This is a genomic window from Saccharococcus thermophilus (genome assembly GCF_011761475.1).
GTDB classification, from domain to species: domain Bacteria; phylum Bacillota; class Bacilli; order Bacillales; family Anoxybacillaceae; genus Saccharococcus; species Saccharococcus thermophilus.
On record NZ_JAASRS010000001.1, the window covers coordinates 1563377 to 1576119 of the forward strand.

A 12743-nucleotide genomic window follows, 5' to 3' on the forward strand; every position below is an offset into this window, starting at 1 on the left:
TAAAGATCAATAAAAATGAAACATTTCTTTTTGCCACACGTATAATCGATTGCCCGTTTATTCATTTTATATATAAGGAGGTTGACGAATGGAAACGAAACAAGCGCTCGAACAAGAACTGCAAACCATTAGCCGCTGGGAACAAAGCCAAAAAGATTTATGGTTTTGGGAAAAGCTCGGACGGCTGCCGTTTAAAGTGCTGGATAAGCTCACGCCAAACATCGTACATAAAAAACTGGGACAGCTGTTAGATGAGCTTGGTAGCTATATTCAAAGCGGCGGGCAATATCTCGTGAAAGAAGGAAAAATATTAGAAAAGCTCCATGTCTCAACATTAGAACAAGTGGCACATCTGCCGCTTGCGACCATGGATCGCGTCTGTGATGAATTGATCGACGCGCGCGTGACGTTTGCTCAAATTCAAGGGGCAACGACAGGCGTCGGCGGCGCGTTGACGCTGGCAATCGATATTCCTGCCCTTCTCGGCCTCGCGTTAAAAACGCTGCAGGAAATCGCCATCGTCTATGGTTACAATCCGAAGGAGAAAAAAGAGCGAATTTTTATTGTGAAATGTTTGCAATTCGCCTCCTCCGATATTGTCGGCAAAAAGGCGATTCTCGATCAGCTCGCATCGTTTTCCGACCATCATCAGCAAGTCTTTTCCCAGCTTCAAGGCTGGCGCGAAGTCATGATGACGTTTCGCGATCAATACGGGTGGAAAAAGCTGTTTCAATTCGTCCCGATCGTTGGCATTGTTTTTGGTGTAATGTTTAATAAAGCGTTTATTGAGGACATTGCCGAAACAGGAAAAATGCTCTATCGGAAACGGCGGATTTTGGAAAAACTCTCCAAACTAGAAACCGGTGCCTAGCGGCATGCTGGACACCGGTTTTTTTCATTAACGGGTTGCTTTTAACCGCCAAATGACGCTAATGAAGTCGCCGCGGCGCTCCGGCACATTTAACCCTGCATGCATCAGCTCATCGCCGCCATACACTTCGCCGCTGCCAATGATTTCGTAATCTTGATTTGGATCCAGCCCTTTTAGCCGCAAGAATGCGGACGGGGCATTCGCTTCCGCCAGCACGCGGAAATAGGCGGCCAATGCTTCTGATCGGTCCTCGGATACGAACATCCATGCCGCCTCATTGCCTTCAAACGGGCTGAGTATTCGGTAAAACGTTCCGAATTGGACAAGACGGCGGATTTCTTTGTAAAATGCCACTTGTTCTTTTACTTTTTGTTTTTCTTCCTCACTTAGTTTCGTTAAATCCAGCTCATAACCAAAGTTTCCCGACATCGCCACATGACCGCGCATTTCCAACGATGTAACGCGGTGAACTTGATGGTTCGGCACCGCCGACACGTGCGCGCCTATCGCGCTGATTGGGTAAACAAGGCTGGTGCCGTATTGGATTTTTAAGCGGGAAACCGCGTCCGTATTGTCGCTCGTCCATGTTTGCGGCATGTAGTATAACATGCCTGGGTCAAACCGGCCTCCGCCGCCCGAGCAGCTCTCAAACAAAACATGCGGAAAACGGGACGTTATTTCTTCCATAACGCGATACAACCCCAGCATGTAGCGGTGAGCCGTTTCGCGCTGCCGTTCTGGCGGCAGGGCGGCAGAACCGATTTCCGTCATATGACGGTTCATATCCCATTTTACATAGGAAATCGGCGCGCTCGCTAACACGTCGGAAATCACTTGAATGATATAGTCGCACACTTCTTTGCGGGAATAGTCTAATACAAGCTGATTTCTCCCTTCTGAACGCGGACGGTCCGGCACATGAAGACACCAGTCCGGATGCTTCCGATACAGCTCGCTGTCGACGGAAACCATTTCCGGTTCCATCCATAGACCAAACTGCATGCCCATCTGGTTAATGTTTTTTGCTAGTCTCTCTAGTCCATTTGGCAGCTTCTGTTTATTGACAAACCAATCTCCTAATGAACTGCGATCATTATCGCGTTTGCCAAACCAACCGTCATCGAGCACAAATAGCTCAATCCCTAATTCCGCTGCCGTTTTCGCAAGGCGCAAAATTTTTTCTTCATTAAAATGAAAATATGTCGCTTCCCAATTGTTAATGAGAATCGGGCGCTCGCGGTCACGGAATGCCCCACGCGCTAAGCGGGTGCGGTACAGCTGGTGATAAGTTTGCGACATTCCATTTAATCCTTGATCGGAATACACCATCACCACTTCCGGCGTCTGGAACGACTCGCCCGGCTCCAACAGCCACGTAAAATCAAATGGATTGATTCCCATGGATACACGCGTCGTCTGGAATTGGTCGACTTCGACGTGGGCGAGGAAATTGCCGCTGTATACAAGGCTAAAGCCGTATACTTCCCCCACATCTTCATTGGCATGTTTTCTCAGCAGGGCGATAAATGGATTTTGTTGGTGGCTGCTGGCACCGCGGCAGCTTTCTACCGACTGTATGCCGGTGACAAGCGGGCGCCTTTCCACCGCCCGTTCCCGCGCCCACGCTCCCGGGAGATGCAGCCATTCATAGTCAGCATGCGGGAAATCCACACTCATGCTTAACGCTCGCAACAGCTTGATCCGTTCCGCACCATGGCTTTCAAAGCGAACAGAACGCGTCACCACATTCCACCGCTCATATACCGTATAAAGCAGTGTGGCGTGCAATCCGATCACGCCATCTTCCAATACGATTTCTAACGTTTCCGCCTCGTTTTCGCTTTCTACATAGGTGGCCGGCAGCCCTTCTAACTTTGGCTTTCCTTTATAAATGCGATGCGTTTTGTAGCGCAAATCCGAGATCGTCGCCCCGTTTTCCAATTGCACTTGATACGCCGGCGTGCGAAAATCTGTGTTGCCATATGCCGGGTATTCTTGCGGCAGCGTATCTAAAGAAAACCGGCGGTCGGATGGATCGGGATTAGGGGAAAACGGGCGGGTGAGAAACCGCAGTTTTCGCGAACCATTCGCTTTTCGAATTCTTTTTCCCCAGTAAAAGTGGGCTAAATACCCGCGGCCGACAAGCTGCATCATGTAACTCATATCGTTTGCTTGCAGGTGGAACATTTTCATGATTGGATCATAGGTAATCCCCATCCTCATCCCCCTATTGATGCTATTTGGCGGCAAGTACTTGCTATGTTTTTACCTATTTTAATCCGTTCTGTCAAAAAAAATGACGCCCAATAAATGAGCGCCATGATTATGATTGCACTTGCGATAACGTCGCCTCGCGCAGCGCTTTGTCCAGTTCTTTTGTATAAGCCGCCGTTTGCTCTTCCGTCCATTGCAAATAATCGGCCATAAAGGCGATGACGCGATCTTTCTGATGGCGGACGGAAGCGATGTCAAACAAGAGTGCTCCGGTACGGCGGATAAAGTAGTCAATCGGCTTTGCCGCCATTTCGTAATCAATGGCGTACACAAGGCGGACAAACTGTTCGCGGGAAAGGCCGCATGAATGGTCATATTGCTTGCTTAGTTCAAATAATCGATCGACATTGGTGCCGTATATTTTCGCGAGCCGTTCTCCTTCTTCTTTCGTAAACCCGTAGCGCACCGCTTCTTCGGCTTTTTTCGCGATAAAAACCGGCAACTGCTGCGAGCCGCCGACATCCCCGCCGGAGATCGGCAAATGTTTCGTTTGGCATGGACGAAACGTTCTCCCCTCCTCTTTCTCCAATAGCTTTGCCACTAAGTCGACAACCGTTTCCGCCATTTTCCGGTATCCGGTCAGTTTTCCGCCGGCGATCGTAATTAATCCTGTCGGCGATTGCCAAATTTCATCCTTACGGGAAATTTCCGACGGATCTTTTCCTTCTTCATAGATGAGCGGCCGGACGCCCGCCCAGCTTGATTCCACATCAGCCGCCGTAATGTGGACGGACGGGAACATATAGTGAATCGCGCGCAGTAAATAGTCACGGTCTTCTTCCGTCATCGTCGGGTTGGCAATATCTTCATCGTAAAATGTATCAGTCGTGCCGACGTACGTTTTCCCATCGCGCGGAATCGCGAATACCATGCGGCCGTCTGGCGTATCAAAGTAAATCGCTTGCTTTAACGGAAACCGTTTTTGATCGATAACAATATGAACTCCTTTTGTCAGTTGCAGTCGTTTTCCTGTTTTCGAGCCGTCTTTTTCCCGCAACGTATCGACCCACGGTCCGGCGGCGTTGATCACTTTTTTCGCGCGAATGTCATACGTGCGGCCGCTGAGCTGGTCGCGGCAGCGGGCGCCGATGATTTTGCCGTTTTCATCGTACAGAAATTGTTCCACTTTCGTATAGTTGACGGCATCGGCCCCCAATTCCACCGCTTTTTTGATCACTTCCATCGTCAAACGGGCATCGTCGGTGCGGTATTCGACGTAATAGCCGCCGCCAAGCAATCCTTCCCGTTTCAATAGCGGCTCTTTTTGCAACGTCTCTTTGGCGCTTAACATCTTGCGCCGCTCGCTTCGCTTCACGGCGGCTAAATGGTCGTAAAGCCAAAGACCGATCGACGTGCTCCATTTGCCAAACGTCCCACCTTTGTGAATCGGCAAAAGCATCCACTCCGGTGTCGTCACGTGCGGCCCGTTTTCATAAACGATCGCCCGCTCTTTGCCGACTTCGGCGACCATTTTCACTTCCAATTGCTTTAAATACCGAAGCCCTCCGTGAACAAGCTTTGTCGAACGGCTCGACGTCCCCGCCGCAAAATCTTGCATCTCCACCAGTGCCGTTTTCATGCCGCGCGTAACGGCATCTAGCGCAATGCCGCAGCCGGTGATGCCCCCGCCTACTACTAAAACATCGTAATACTGTTTGCTCATTTCTTCTAAACGTTCGCGCCGCTGTTTGCTCGAAAACCGTGTTGCTGTCATAAAAACTCCTCCCTTTATGGTAAAAAGACAAAAAGAGACCATGGCAAACACGATAAGCTTTCGCCTACCATGCATGCATGGTCTCTCCTTGTCTCCTGACTGATTATTAACTTACTTTCATTATAGCGAAAAACAGCTTGGTTGGCTAGTGAAATGCGGAAAAGAAACTTTTCCCGCTGGCATGGCTTGTCCTTTCCTTTATGGAAAAACATTAACGCCCCTCATAATATTTCCACAACTCTTTATTGGAAGTAGTCACCGCGACCGCTCCCGCTTCGAGCGCACGCTCGACGTCGTCCACGGTGCGAATCAGCCCGCCGGCATAAATCGGCTTTCCCGTACGTTCCTTCACTTCGCCGATCATATGGGGCATTGCTCCTGGAATTACTTCAATGCAGTCGGGCTGCGTTTTTTCAATCAACTGGTAGCTTTTTTCAAGCGCGTGCGAATCAAACAAAAAAACGCGCTGAATCGCCAGCACCTTTTTTTGCTTTGCCTTCATAATGACATTTCCTTTGGTGGAAATCAGCGCGTACGGACGAAACTCCTGGCATAAATATTCGGCCGCATGCTCGTCATGGCTTAATCCTTGAATCAAATCGGCGTGAACGATCAGTTTTTTTTCGTGCTGACGGGCGTAATGAAATACGCTTTTTAATTGGGAAATATGTACCTCCAATAACACTCCGTACCTATAGGAGCTGGCTAAAAACTTTTCAAAATCTTTCATCGTTTTTATGGCAGGAATAATTTTTTGGCAATGAACCTCCATATTGCTACTCACCTTTATCGGTTTTTTCCTGTCTCGATTTCTTCCAAACAAGATAATGACATCATTGTCCGCGGCTTGCAAGTAGCGATTTTCACTCCGCGTTTGCGAAATTTTTCGACCACATGCTGAATATTTTTTTTCTGCATGATCGTTCCTTCGTGAAGATGTTCCATCGCTTCTCACCTTTCTCTACTTTGCTTTCGGAATCGCCAACTCGACCGTTGTCCCACGGCCAACTTCGCTATCTATCGTAATCTGTCCATCGTATTTGTCGATGATTTCCTTCGCGATGGCCAGGCCAAGGCCAACGCCGCCCTTTTCACGGCTTCGCGCTTTATCGACACGATAAAAGCGCAAAAATACTTTTTCCAATTCCTCTTTTGGAATTCCGATGCCATAGTCTGTTACAGCAATCCTCACAAACCGTTCTTCTTCCTTTATCAAAATCGTCACCTGTTTGGCCTGTTGGGAATATTTTACCGCATTATCGAGCAAAATTAACAGCAATTGTTCAAAATGGTACTTTGTCATGCGAATTCGCGCCGTTTGTGTTGATGAATTGTCGATAGTAAACTGAAAATCTGGATGCAAAACACGGAAGTTTTTCACTACTTGTTCAACCGCTTGTTGCGGATCAATCGGCACAATATTGTTTGGAACGGTAATCGTCTCTGCACGCGATAAATCTAAAAGCTCCAGCACCAGTTTTTTTAAGCGCCCCACTTCCTGTATGGCCGCCTGCAGGGATTCTTCCAAAATATCGGGATTATGTTTTCCCCACCGCCGCAATAATGAAAGATGGCCTTCTAAAATGGCAATCGGTGTTCGCAGCTCATGAGAAGCATCTTCGACAAATTGTTTTTGCTGGTCAAACGAGCGTTCAATTTCATCCATCATTTGATTAAACATCATCATTAATTCCGACATTTCATCACGTGAAGCTGGAACATCGATGCGCTTTTGGATGCCCTTGTTTTTAATATCCATCATCGTTTTCGTCAACGTTTTCAGACGTCCGACAAAATTTTGCGCGACCAGCTTGCCGATAAGAGCGCTCGCAACCATGGCCATGGCGCCGATGACCGTCATAACGAAAAAGAACATATTGGTCAGGTGCTGAAATTTTACAAGACGGCGCGCAATTTCGATCGTTCCGTGTACTGCCCCGACGTGCAAAGGTTCGCGCAGCATAATAAAACGTTCGTTGTTGATAAAATGATAGTCCATTTGCGGCTTTTTTGGAACAGCGCTTGGCGACAATGAAACAGAAGCGCCGTTGGAAACCGAGACAACGACGTTTCCTTTGCGGTCGAGCACGCGAATCAATTGATATTTTTCATTTAATTCTTCCAACAGCGGCTTGCTTTGGCGAACGTCCTTCCATGATATATTACGGTTTTCAGCGTAATAAGTTTCAATTTCTTCAACCGTCTGTTTCATTGCTTTTTCTTCTTCGTTCAGCAGCCATTGTTTCACAATATGATATTGCAAAAAAGTGAAAACAAAATACGTAATAAAAATCGCCACCGCGGAAAGAAAAGTAAGCTTCCATTTTAATGAGACGTTTTCAAGCCGAAAAAGTTTCATGACCGCATCACATATCCAGCGCCCCGCACCGTTTGGATATACCGCTCTTTATCGCTTTCATCGAGCTTATGCCGCAAATAACGGACATATACATCAACCACATTCGTTTCGACTTCCGTGTCAAATCCCCATACCCTATTAAGCAGTGTGTCGCGGGTGAGCACAATATTTATATTTTGCAAAAACGTTACTAATAAATCGTATTCGCGTTTCGTTAATTCAATGATGCGATCCCCCTTTTTCACCGTGCGTGCGTTCAAATCGACGGTTAAATCTTTAAACGTCAACACATGTTCTTCCGAGGTAGGGTGAACACGGCGAAACAGAGCGCGAATGCGGGCGAGTAGCTCCTCGATCGCAAACGGCTTCACAATATAGTCATCAGCACCGTTGTCCAATCCCATGACACGATCAAAGACGCTGTCTCTTGCCGTAATCATAATAATTGGAGTCTGTTTGGCCGCACGGATGCGCCGACACACTTCCATGCCATTTAAACTTGGAAGCATGACGTCCAATAAAATTAAATCCCACTCTTCGGAAAGAGCGAGCTCCAATCCCTCTCTGCCGTCGTGGCTTACGTGCACTTCATATCCTTCATGAGATAAATCAAGCTCAATAAATCGCGCCAAATTGGCTTCGTCTTCAATAATTAAAATGCGGTTATTCATCTTTTCCCCTCACTTTATCCTATGGTTGCATATACTTATATTTATATCATATCAAAAGAAAAGCCAACCGCCGGATGCGATCAGCAATAAAAACAACTTGTTCACTTTACGAATGACGATCGACTAGAAAATCAATAACCGCCTGCACGATTTCGACTGCCTGGTAAGAAAGAAGCGATACAGCTGTTCCCGAGAAAAAAAGGGTGACGAACCAATGAAAAATATGCATTGCATCTGCCCCTTAGTTCGCTGGCGTGCTTTTATGTTAAGCGCCAGCTAAACAGTTTGTGCACATGGTTCTCTATGGTGATGTAATTATATTCCATTGATGTTAAAAACACATTAAAAATTCTTAAAAAATAGCAGTGACTTTTTTCCATTTCGGTACATACACTTAAAACTAAGAAATGACTCGAAAGGAGAGCTGCAAGAAAATGGGCGAACATTTTCAGCCGCCGATGAAACATGGAGAAAATAAGGAGCCGTTTGGGCAGTTGTGGAAAATGTTCGATCAATTTTTAGATGAACGGCCACTAAAAAAAATGATAGAAACACTGGATGAATACTTTCAACAAACGTTTTCCCACGCCTATATCCCGATCGATGTTCACGAAACAAAAGAGGAATATACGATTATCGCTCATCTCCCAAACGTAAAGCGAAACCAAATCGAGCTGCAATTTATGGACGATTATTTGCAGCTGATCATCCATCATCATGAAACAATCGAATCAATGGATGAACAGGGACATGTATACCAAAAGCGGAAAATGCAAAAGCATATTTCCCGCACGATTCCACTGCCTTACCCAGTGAGCGAAAAAGATGTAAAAGCGTCTTTCCAAAATGGGAAGCTCGTCATTCGCCTGCCACAAAAACGGAAATACATCGAGATTGAATGAAAGAAAGGGCTTGCCCGAAACAAATGGGCATCCCTTTTTTCTATGCCTAATTTTTATGCGACTTGCTTCCGTATTTATTGTTGATTTCTGGTGTTGAATCCTTCTGGATATCCCATTCCTTTGCCATTTCTTCCCGGTTGTTTGGATATTTATTTTTCCGTTCGCGGTTGTCATTCCGGTTCGTCACCGTAATCACCTCCTAAACGAATGATTCTTTGTTAGCTTATGCCGTTTACCGCTTCTTATGCTATACATACTTTTGTTTCGCTTAACCCACTCTACTTATAGGAGGTGCCGAATCATGAAAAAACTGCCCGATTTTAAGCGATTAACAAACAGACTTATTAATGAGCCGTCTAGCGAACCGATGTTAGTAGTGAAAACAAATTTGGATCCGAAACAAGTGACAGAAGAAAACCCTTATGCGCAAGGGAAGAAAAACGTCAGCAAAACGTTCGAAGCGTTTTTTAAAGGGGAGGAAACGTAATGGAAAAGACGCTTGCCTATTTGCGGGAAATTTTATCCAACTATCTGGAATACCACGATGATACCCCTCGTCGCATTTATAAAAAGCTGATGAGCAAACCGTATAAAAGCGAAGAGGAATTTGTTCGTGCCCTGTCACAAGAAGAAACCAGGTTTTTAGACCGCATTTTGCCCCATGAAATCCGCTACGCGATGGATGAGCGCGATTTTGAGCGGGTATATCAGCTAAATGAAGTGTATGAACTGTTAATTTAAAAAACAAACTCCTCCGGACAGATGCGGAGGAGTTGACTATTTTTTAAACGTGCTAATTAATCCTTTCAGCATTCCGTTTACTTGGTTGACGGTGTTAATCATCTGCCCCATCGTGCTCATCATTTTATTGATATCGTACGTGCCGTCTGAATTTTTAAACTGTGCCATTAATGATTGCATACCAGGCGCCGGCGCTGTCAACAACGGGCCAGGTTTTGGGTATGGCGTTGGATACGAAGCCGCAGCGGAATGTCCTTGGTGTGCACCGGGCCAATGGGTTGGCAGCGGCGGAGCATAAGAATATGGCTGATATGGATGCCATACATGGTGATACGGCATTTGTGCAGAAAATGGCGTGGAAAACGGACGCGGACGCGGATACCGATACATAGTAATAGTACTCCCCCTCCATCCTCTAGGCTGCCATTAGTATATGTATAAAAGCGGAGAAACGTGAGAAAGGACATGTCAGCAATTGTCGGAAGTTTTAATTTTCCGAATTTATAGTTCTTCTATACTTTCATGGTACTATTAATAAAAAGGGGAAGGGGGAAGAAGGATGAACATGGCGGAATTAAAAAACAAATTTATCGCTGTAAAAAACTACGAACCAGTCGATGTCAATGAATTGCTCGATTTCGCCCGGCAAATGTATTTGCGCGGGGAAATCACGATTGCCGAATATCGCGACCTTTCCCGCGATCTCGAACTTGCCGGTGCCTATAAGCCGGACAATAAAAACGAATACATTGGTTTATAACGACAAAAGGGGGATTTTTCCCTTCTTTTTTTTTGTATATTTCACCGTTGCCTCCCCCAAAGTAATACCAAGGGGGTGTTAGTCATGGGTAGAGGCGTCCATTTCCAACATAAGCTAAAAGGGCGTGATCATGAGAAGCCAAAGCACGGCAACAACGTCCCTCCGAAACATACGGAGCGGGTGGAATACGAAATTGGCACCGTGGCCACGGAAAACAGCGGTCCTGTTTCCGTTAAAGTGGAGAAAGATTTATAAATAACTGTAGTTGAGCAATTTTCATTACAATAATTACCATGTAAAAAGAGACAAACGGAGTACCCCTTATGCCACATGAAGCTGTTTTTTAACGACATCAATGGGAATATCTTGTTTGGCTGCATCGTAAATAAACTCCACGAGGCTATGTCCTTTCTTCTTTCGAAGGAAGTCAAGCCCGGTAGAGAAATCGCTGTTGGATTCGACCATACTGTACACATAAGCGAGTTGCACCAAGATCCAATACCGTTTCACCGCCCGACGTTGACGAACGCGGTACCCATCGAGCTTCAGCTGGTCTTTCGCTTGTCGAAAAAAGCATTCGATCGACCAACGCTGGGCATAGTAGCGCAAGATCTCTTCATCGCTTAGCTCCCGGTCGGTGCTCAAGACGCAGTGAAGATGTTCAGGTGTCATCGGCTGATCGGCTTTCCAAGCCAACAACACAACGGCATCATCGAGACCTTTCAGCGCTCCCTCGTAGCGATACACGCGATAACGCTCTTCTCCCACCGTGACGAGATGGGTGTCTTCCGGTTCGATGTAGCGTGCAAACTGCTTGGCTTGGATCGCAATGCCTTTTGGATAGAGAACCCGATTCGTCTTGAGCATCGCAATGACGTGGAATCCTTTTTTCAGGCAGGCTTCCACGAGTGTTTTCGATGGGTACCAAGAATCCATCAGCACATAAACAGAACCGTGCACATCCAAAGAAGAAAGCATCTCGATGGCCCATTGACCCTTGCTTTTCCCATCCGCCTTGTCGTAGAGGCGAAACGCAAAGGGAAAGGCTTGCGTCATCGTATGAACCATGAGCCAGACGAGAGAGTGTCCCCAAATCGACTTTTTGTCCGCGTGAGAATAATGCCAATTACACCCTTCAATAGCGTGTTTCGCCTGTGACGAAGGCTTCGTTTTTCGGCAGATCGTATCATCGATCGAAACAAAAATGGGGTGATTCTCTCGCTTGGCCGTTCGTTCCACATGACGAAGCATCCACTGCTGGAGTTTGCGAAGCAAGATTTCTTCATCCCAAGGGCTTTTCGTGAAAAAATGGCTCAGTGTCGTTCGATGGTTGGGATGAAAGCTCTCGTGATGCAGATCGGTCAAGGTTCCCGCAAATCCTTTCGTTGTCAGCGCATCGATAATATGAATGAGATGCTTCATGACCGGCTTAGAGAAATAAAGGGCCAGCCCCAACATTGCGAAAAACTTGTCGATTCCTTGGTGATGTGGTAGTCTATTCATGAGACATGAACCTCCTTGAGAATGGTTTGGTGACACATCTATTCTAATCAAGGAATCGGGTTCATGTCTCCTTTTTTGTATGGATGTAAATTTATGTTAGTGAATTTGCTCATCTACAGTAAATAATAAAAGCTGTCTTCTCACGTGCAGGAGACAGCTTTTCACCAATTATCGTTCATTGCACTGTGCTTCTTCCAAACGCTCTAATACAAGCGACAACGTATACTCAATCGACCGGCAAAATTGCTTCATGCGCCGCTCGGAAACAGATGGATAAAATGCTTCCACACTTATTTTTTCGATATTTTCTCCCGCCGTTTCGATTTGAATCTCGTGAATATGTTTCGGCCGCTCTTTTTTTACCCATAAGATCGCCATCTCTCTCCATTGATCGACTACTTGTTTTACTTGATCGGCAAACGGCTTTACTTCCGCAAAAAAGTCAGGTTCCTGTTTTTGCGCATGGGCTTGCTGGGAAATCGCCAATAATTTTTGATTATAGTCCAATAACTTCTCCGTCAGCGTTTTTAATTGTTTGTCCATCACCATTTCCCCCAAGCATACAATTTCATTATACACCATATCATTTTTGCGGACGGGAAACAAATCACACAAAATATAATTTTGATGGGAACGGAAGTTCTGTTTCATGCTCCGCATCGGCACGATGCAGCCGGCGTTCGACATTTGCCAACTGTTCCTGCAATTGGTCAAGCTGCATTTGGTTTTGCTCATAACGTTCTTCAATGACTTCGGCAATCACTTTTCCCATTTTCTCATCTACTTGCTCGATCAATTGAAAAATTTCGAGCAGCTGTTTTTCCACTTCCTCTTTTTTGACGAACCGCTTGCTCATTCCTTGTTCTCCCCCCATTCTTCATTCATGATGATAATCAATTCGCGATGAAAACATGACTCCCTGCCTATATGACAAAACTAGAATTATTT

General features: G+C 46.0%; 18 protein-coding genes. 6 read left to right on the forward strand and 12 right to left on the reverse strand.

Going from position 1 to position 12743, the window contains the following annotated elements; translation table 11 throughout:
* The first annotated feature begins 88 nt into the window (after nucleotides 1-88).
* Entirely contained in the window at nucleotides 89-871 is a 783-nt protein-coding gene (locus BDD39_RS08035) for an EcsC family protein (protein WP_166909646.1), read from the forward strand.
* Nucleotides 872-898: 27 nt separating this feature from the next.
* On the opposite strand, the gene BDD39_RS08040 is transcribed toward BDD39_RS08035, so the two are convergent.
* From BDD39_RS08040 to BDD39_RS16600, 7 genes are all read right to left on the reverse strand, one after another.
* Nucleotides 899-3088 (reverse strand): alpha-galactosidase, encoded by a 2190-nt coding sequence (locus tag BDD39_RS08040; RefSeq protein ID WP_166909649.1) that lies wholly within the window; start codon nucleotides 3086-3088, stop codon nucleotides 899-901.
* 106 nt (nucleotides 3089-3194) lie between these two features.
* Complete coding sequence (locus BDD39_RS08045; RefSeq protein ID WP_166909652.1) at nucleotides 3195-4859, reverse strand: glycerol-3-phosphate dehydrogenase/oxidase; 1665 nt, start codon at nucleotides 4857-4859, stop codon at nucleotides 3195-3197.
* 211 nt (nucleotides 4860-5070) lie between these two features.
* A complete protein-coding gene (locus BDD39_RS08050) occupies nucleotides 5071-5631 on the reverse strand; it encodes a glycerol-3-phosphate responsive antiterminator (protein WP_166909654.1) in 561 nt (186 codons plus the stop codon).
* A gap of 14 nt (nucleotides 5632-5645) precedes the next feature.
* Complete coding sequence (locus BDD39_RS08055) at nucleotides 5646-5804, reverse strand: hypothetical protein (RefSeq protein WP_166909656.1); 159 nt, start codon at nucleotides 5802-5804, stop codon at nucleotides 5646-5648.
* Between the two features lie 16 nt (nucleotides 5805-5820).
* On the reverse strand, nucleotides 5821-7218 hold the full coding sequence (locus tag BDD39_RS08060) for a HAMP domain-containing sensor histidine kinase (protein ID WP_166909659.1): 1398 nt from the start codon (nucleotides 7216-7218) through the stop codon (nucleotides 5821-5823).
* Nucleotides 7215-7889 carry a response regulator transcription factor gene (locus BDD39_RS08065; RefSeq protein ID WP_166909662.1) on the reverse strand — a complete coding sequence of 225 codons (675 nt, stop codon included), beginning with the start codon at nucleotides 7887-7889 and terminating at the stop codon, nucleotides 7215-7217. Before BDD39_RS08065 ends, BDD39_RS08060 begins: the two co-directional genes overlap by 4 nt.
* Nucleotides 7890-7995: 106 nt before the next feature.
* Nucleotides 7996-8118 carry a hypothetical protein gene (locus BDD39_RS16600; RefSeq protein WP_279587939.1) on the reverse strand — a complete coding sequence of 41 codons (123 nt, stop codon included), beginning with the start codon at nucleotides 8116-8118 and terminating at the stop codon, nucleotides 7996-7998.
* Between the two features lie 205 nt (nucleotides 8119-8323).
* On the opposite strand from BDD39_RS16600, the gene BDD39_RS08070 reads away from it, so the two are divergent.
* Nucleotides 8324-8791 (forward strand): Hsp20/alpha crystallin family protein, encoded by a 468-nt coding sequence (locus tag BDD39_RS08070; protein WP_166909664.1) that lies wholly within the window; start codon nucleotides 8324-8326, stop codon nucleotides 8789-8791.
* A 46-nt stretch (nucleotides 8792-8837) separates the two neighbouring features.
* On the opposite strand, the gene BDD39_RS08075 is transcribed toward BDD39_RS08070, so the two are convergent.
* A complete protein-coding gene (locus BDD39_RS08075) occupies nucleotides 8838-8978 on the reverse strand; it encodes a hypothetical protein (protein WP_166909666.1) in 141 nt (46 codons plus the stop codon).
* Nucleotides 8979-9092: 114 nt separating this feature from the next.
* Here BDD39_RS08075 and BDD39_RS08080 point away from each other — a divergent pair, with 114 nt between their 5' ends.
* Entirely contained in the window at nucleotides 9093-9278 is a 186-nt protein-coding gene (locus BDD39_RS08080; RefSeq protein WP_166909668.1) for a hypothetical protein, read from the forward strand.
* The gene (locus BDD39_RS08085) at nucleotides 9278-9532 is read left to right on the forward strand and encodes a sigma-G-dependent sporulation-specific acid-soluble spore protein CsgA (RefSeq protein WP_166909670.1); all 255 of its coding nucleotides are present in this window, start codon (nucleotides 9278-9280) and stop codon (nucleotides 9530-9532) included. Before BDD39_RS08080 ends, BDD39_RS08085 begins: the two co-directional genes overlap by 1 nt.
* Nucleotides 9533-9568: 36 nt before the next feature.
* Here BDD39_RS08085 and BDD39_RS08090 read toward each other — a convergent pair whose 3' ends face one another.
* Nucleotides 9569-9922, reverse strand: coding sequence for a YppG family protein (locus BDD39_RS08090; RefSeq protein WP_166909673.1), 354 nt, complete (start codon nucleotides 9920-9922; stop codon nucleotides 9569-9571).
* A gap of 169 nt (nucleotides 9923-10091) precedes the next feature.
* Between BDD39_RS08090 and BDD39_RS08095 the strand changes: the two genes are divergently transcribed.
* Nucleotides 10092-10292, forward strand: coding sequence for a YppF family protein (locus tag BDD39_RS08095; RefSeq protein WP_166909676.1), 201 nt, complete (start codon nucleotides 10092-10094; stop codon nucleotides 10290-10292).
* A gap of 84 nt (nucleotides 10293-10376) precedes the next feature.
* Nucleotides 10377-10547 (forward strand): hypothetical protein, encoded by a 171-nt coding sequence (locus BDD39_RS08100; RefSeq protein ID WP_166909678.1) that lies wholly within the window; start codon nucleotides 10377-10379, stop codon nucleotides 10545-10547.
* Nucleotides 10548-10613: 66 nt separating this feature from the next.
* Here BDD39_RS08100 and BDD39_RS08105 read toward each other — a convergent pair whose 3' ends face one another.
* The 3 genes from BDD39_RS08105 to BDD39_RS08115 all read right to left on the reverse strand — a co-directional run bounded on the left by BDD39_RS08105 (nucleotide 10614) and on the right by BDD39_RS08115 (nucleotide 12651).
* On the reverse strand, nucleotides 10614-11795 hold the full coding sequence (locus tag BDD39_RS08105; RefSeq protein ID WP_081189990.1) for an IS701 family transposase: 1182 nt from the start codon (nucleotides 11793-11795) through the stop codon (nucleotides 10614-10616).
* Between the two features lie 168 nt (nucleotides 11796-11963).
* Nucleotides 11964-12338, reverse strand: coding sequence for a YppE family protein (locus tag BDD39_RS08110; protein WP_166909680.1), 375 nt, complete (start codon nucleotides 12336-12338; stop codon nucleotides 11964-11966).
* Nucleotides 12339-12402: 64 nt separating this feature from the next.
* Nucleotides 12403-12651 carry a V-type ATPase 116kDa subunit family protein gene (locus BDD39_RS08115; protein ID WP_166909683.1) on the reverse strand — a complete coding sequence of 83 codons (249 nt, stop codon included), beginning with the start codon at nucleotides 12649-12651 and terminating at the stop codon, nucleotides 12403-12405.
* Between the last annotated feature and the right edge of the window lie 92 nt (nucleotides 12652-12743).

Excerpts from the sequence above, each read along its gene's own strand:
- BDD39_RS08110 (WP_166909680.1), bottom strand. The coding sequence starts at position 12,338 with ATGGACAAACAATTAAAAACGCTGACGGAGAAGTTATTGGACTATAAT.
- BDD39_RS08065 (WP_166909662.1), bottom strand. The coding sequence starts at position 7,889 with ATGAATAACCGCATTTTAATTATTGAAGACGAAGCCAATTTGGCGCGA.
- BDD39_RS08115 (WP_166909683.1), bottom strand. The coding sequence starts at position 12,651 with ATGAGCAAGCGGTTCGTCAAAAAAGAGGAAGTGGAAAAACAGCTGCTC.
- BDD39_RS08090 (WP_166909673.1), bottom strand. The coding sequence starts at position 9,922 with ATGTATCGGTATCCGCGTCCGCGTCCGTTTTCCACGCCATTTTCTGCA.
- BDD39_RS08035 (WP_166909646.1), top strand. The coding sequence starts at position 89 with ATGGAAACGAAACAAGCGCTCGAACAAGAACTGCAAACCATTAGCCGC.
- BDD39_RS08080 (WP_166909668.1), top strand. The coding sequence starts at position 9,093 with ATGAAAAAACTGCCCGATTTTAAGCGATTAACAAACAGACTTATTAAT.
- BDD39_RS08050 (WP_166909654.1), bottom strand. The coding sequence starts at position 5,631 with ATGGAGGTTCATTGCCAAAAAATTATTCCTGCCATAAAAACGATGAAA.
- BDD39_RS08095 (WP_166909676.1), top strand. The coding sequence starts at position 10,092 with ATGAACATGGCGGAATTAAAAAACAAATTTATCGCTGTAAAAAACTAC.
- BDD39_RS08040 (WP_166909649.1), bottom strand. The coding sequence starts at position 3,088 with ATGGGGATTACCTATGATCCAATCATGAAAATGTTCCACCTGCAAGCA.
- BDD39_RS08085 (WP_166909670.1), top strand. The coding sequence starts at position 9,278 with ATGGAAAAGACGCTTGCCTATTTGCGGGAAATTTTATCCAACTATCTG.
- BDD39_RS16600 (WP_279587939.1), bottom strand. The coding sequence starts at position 8,118 with ATGCATATTTTTCATTGGTTCGTCACCCTTTTTTTCTCGGGAACAGCT.
- BDD39_RS08045 (WP_166909652.1), bottom strand. The coding sequence starts at position 4,859 with ATGACAGCAACACGGTTTTCGAGCAAACAGCGGCGCGAACGTTTAGAA.
- BDD39_RS08105 (WP_081189990.1), bottom strand. The coding sequence starts at position 11,795 with ATGAATAGACTACCACATCACCAAGGAATCGACAAGTTTTTCGCAATG.
- BDD39_RS08070 (WP_166909664.1), top strand. The coding sequence starts at position 8,324 with ATGGGCGAACATTTTCAGCCGCCGATGAAACATGGAGAAAATAAGGAG.
- BDD39_RS08060 (WP_166909659.1), bottom strand. The coding sequence starts at position 7,218 with ATGAAACTTTTTCGGCTTGAAAACGTCTCATTAAAATGGAAGCTTACT.
- BDD39_RS08055 (WP_166909656.1), bottom strand. The coding sequence starts at position 5,804 with ATGGAACATCTTCACGAAGGAACGATCATGCAGAAAAAAAATATTCAG.
- BDD39_RS08100 (WP_166909678.1), top strand. The coding sequence starts at position 10,377 with ATGGGTAGAGGCGTCCATTTCCAACATAAGCTAAAAGGGCGTGATCAT.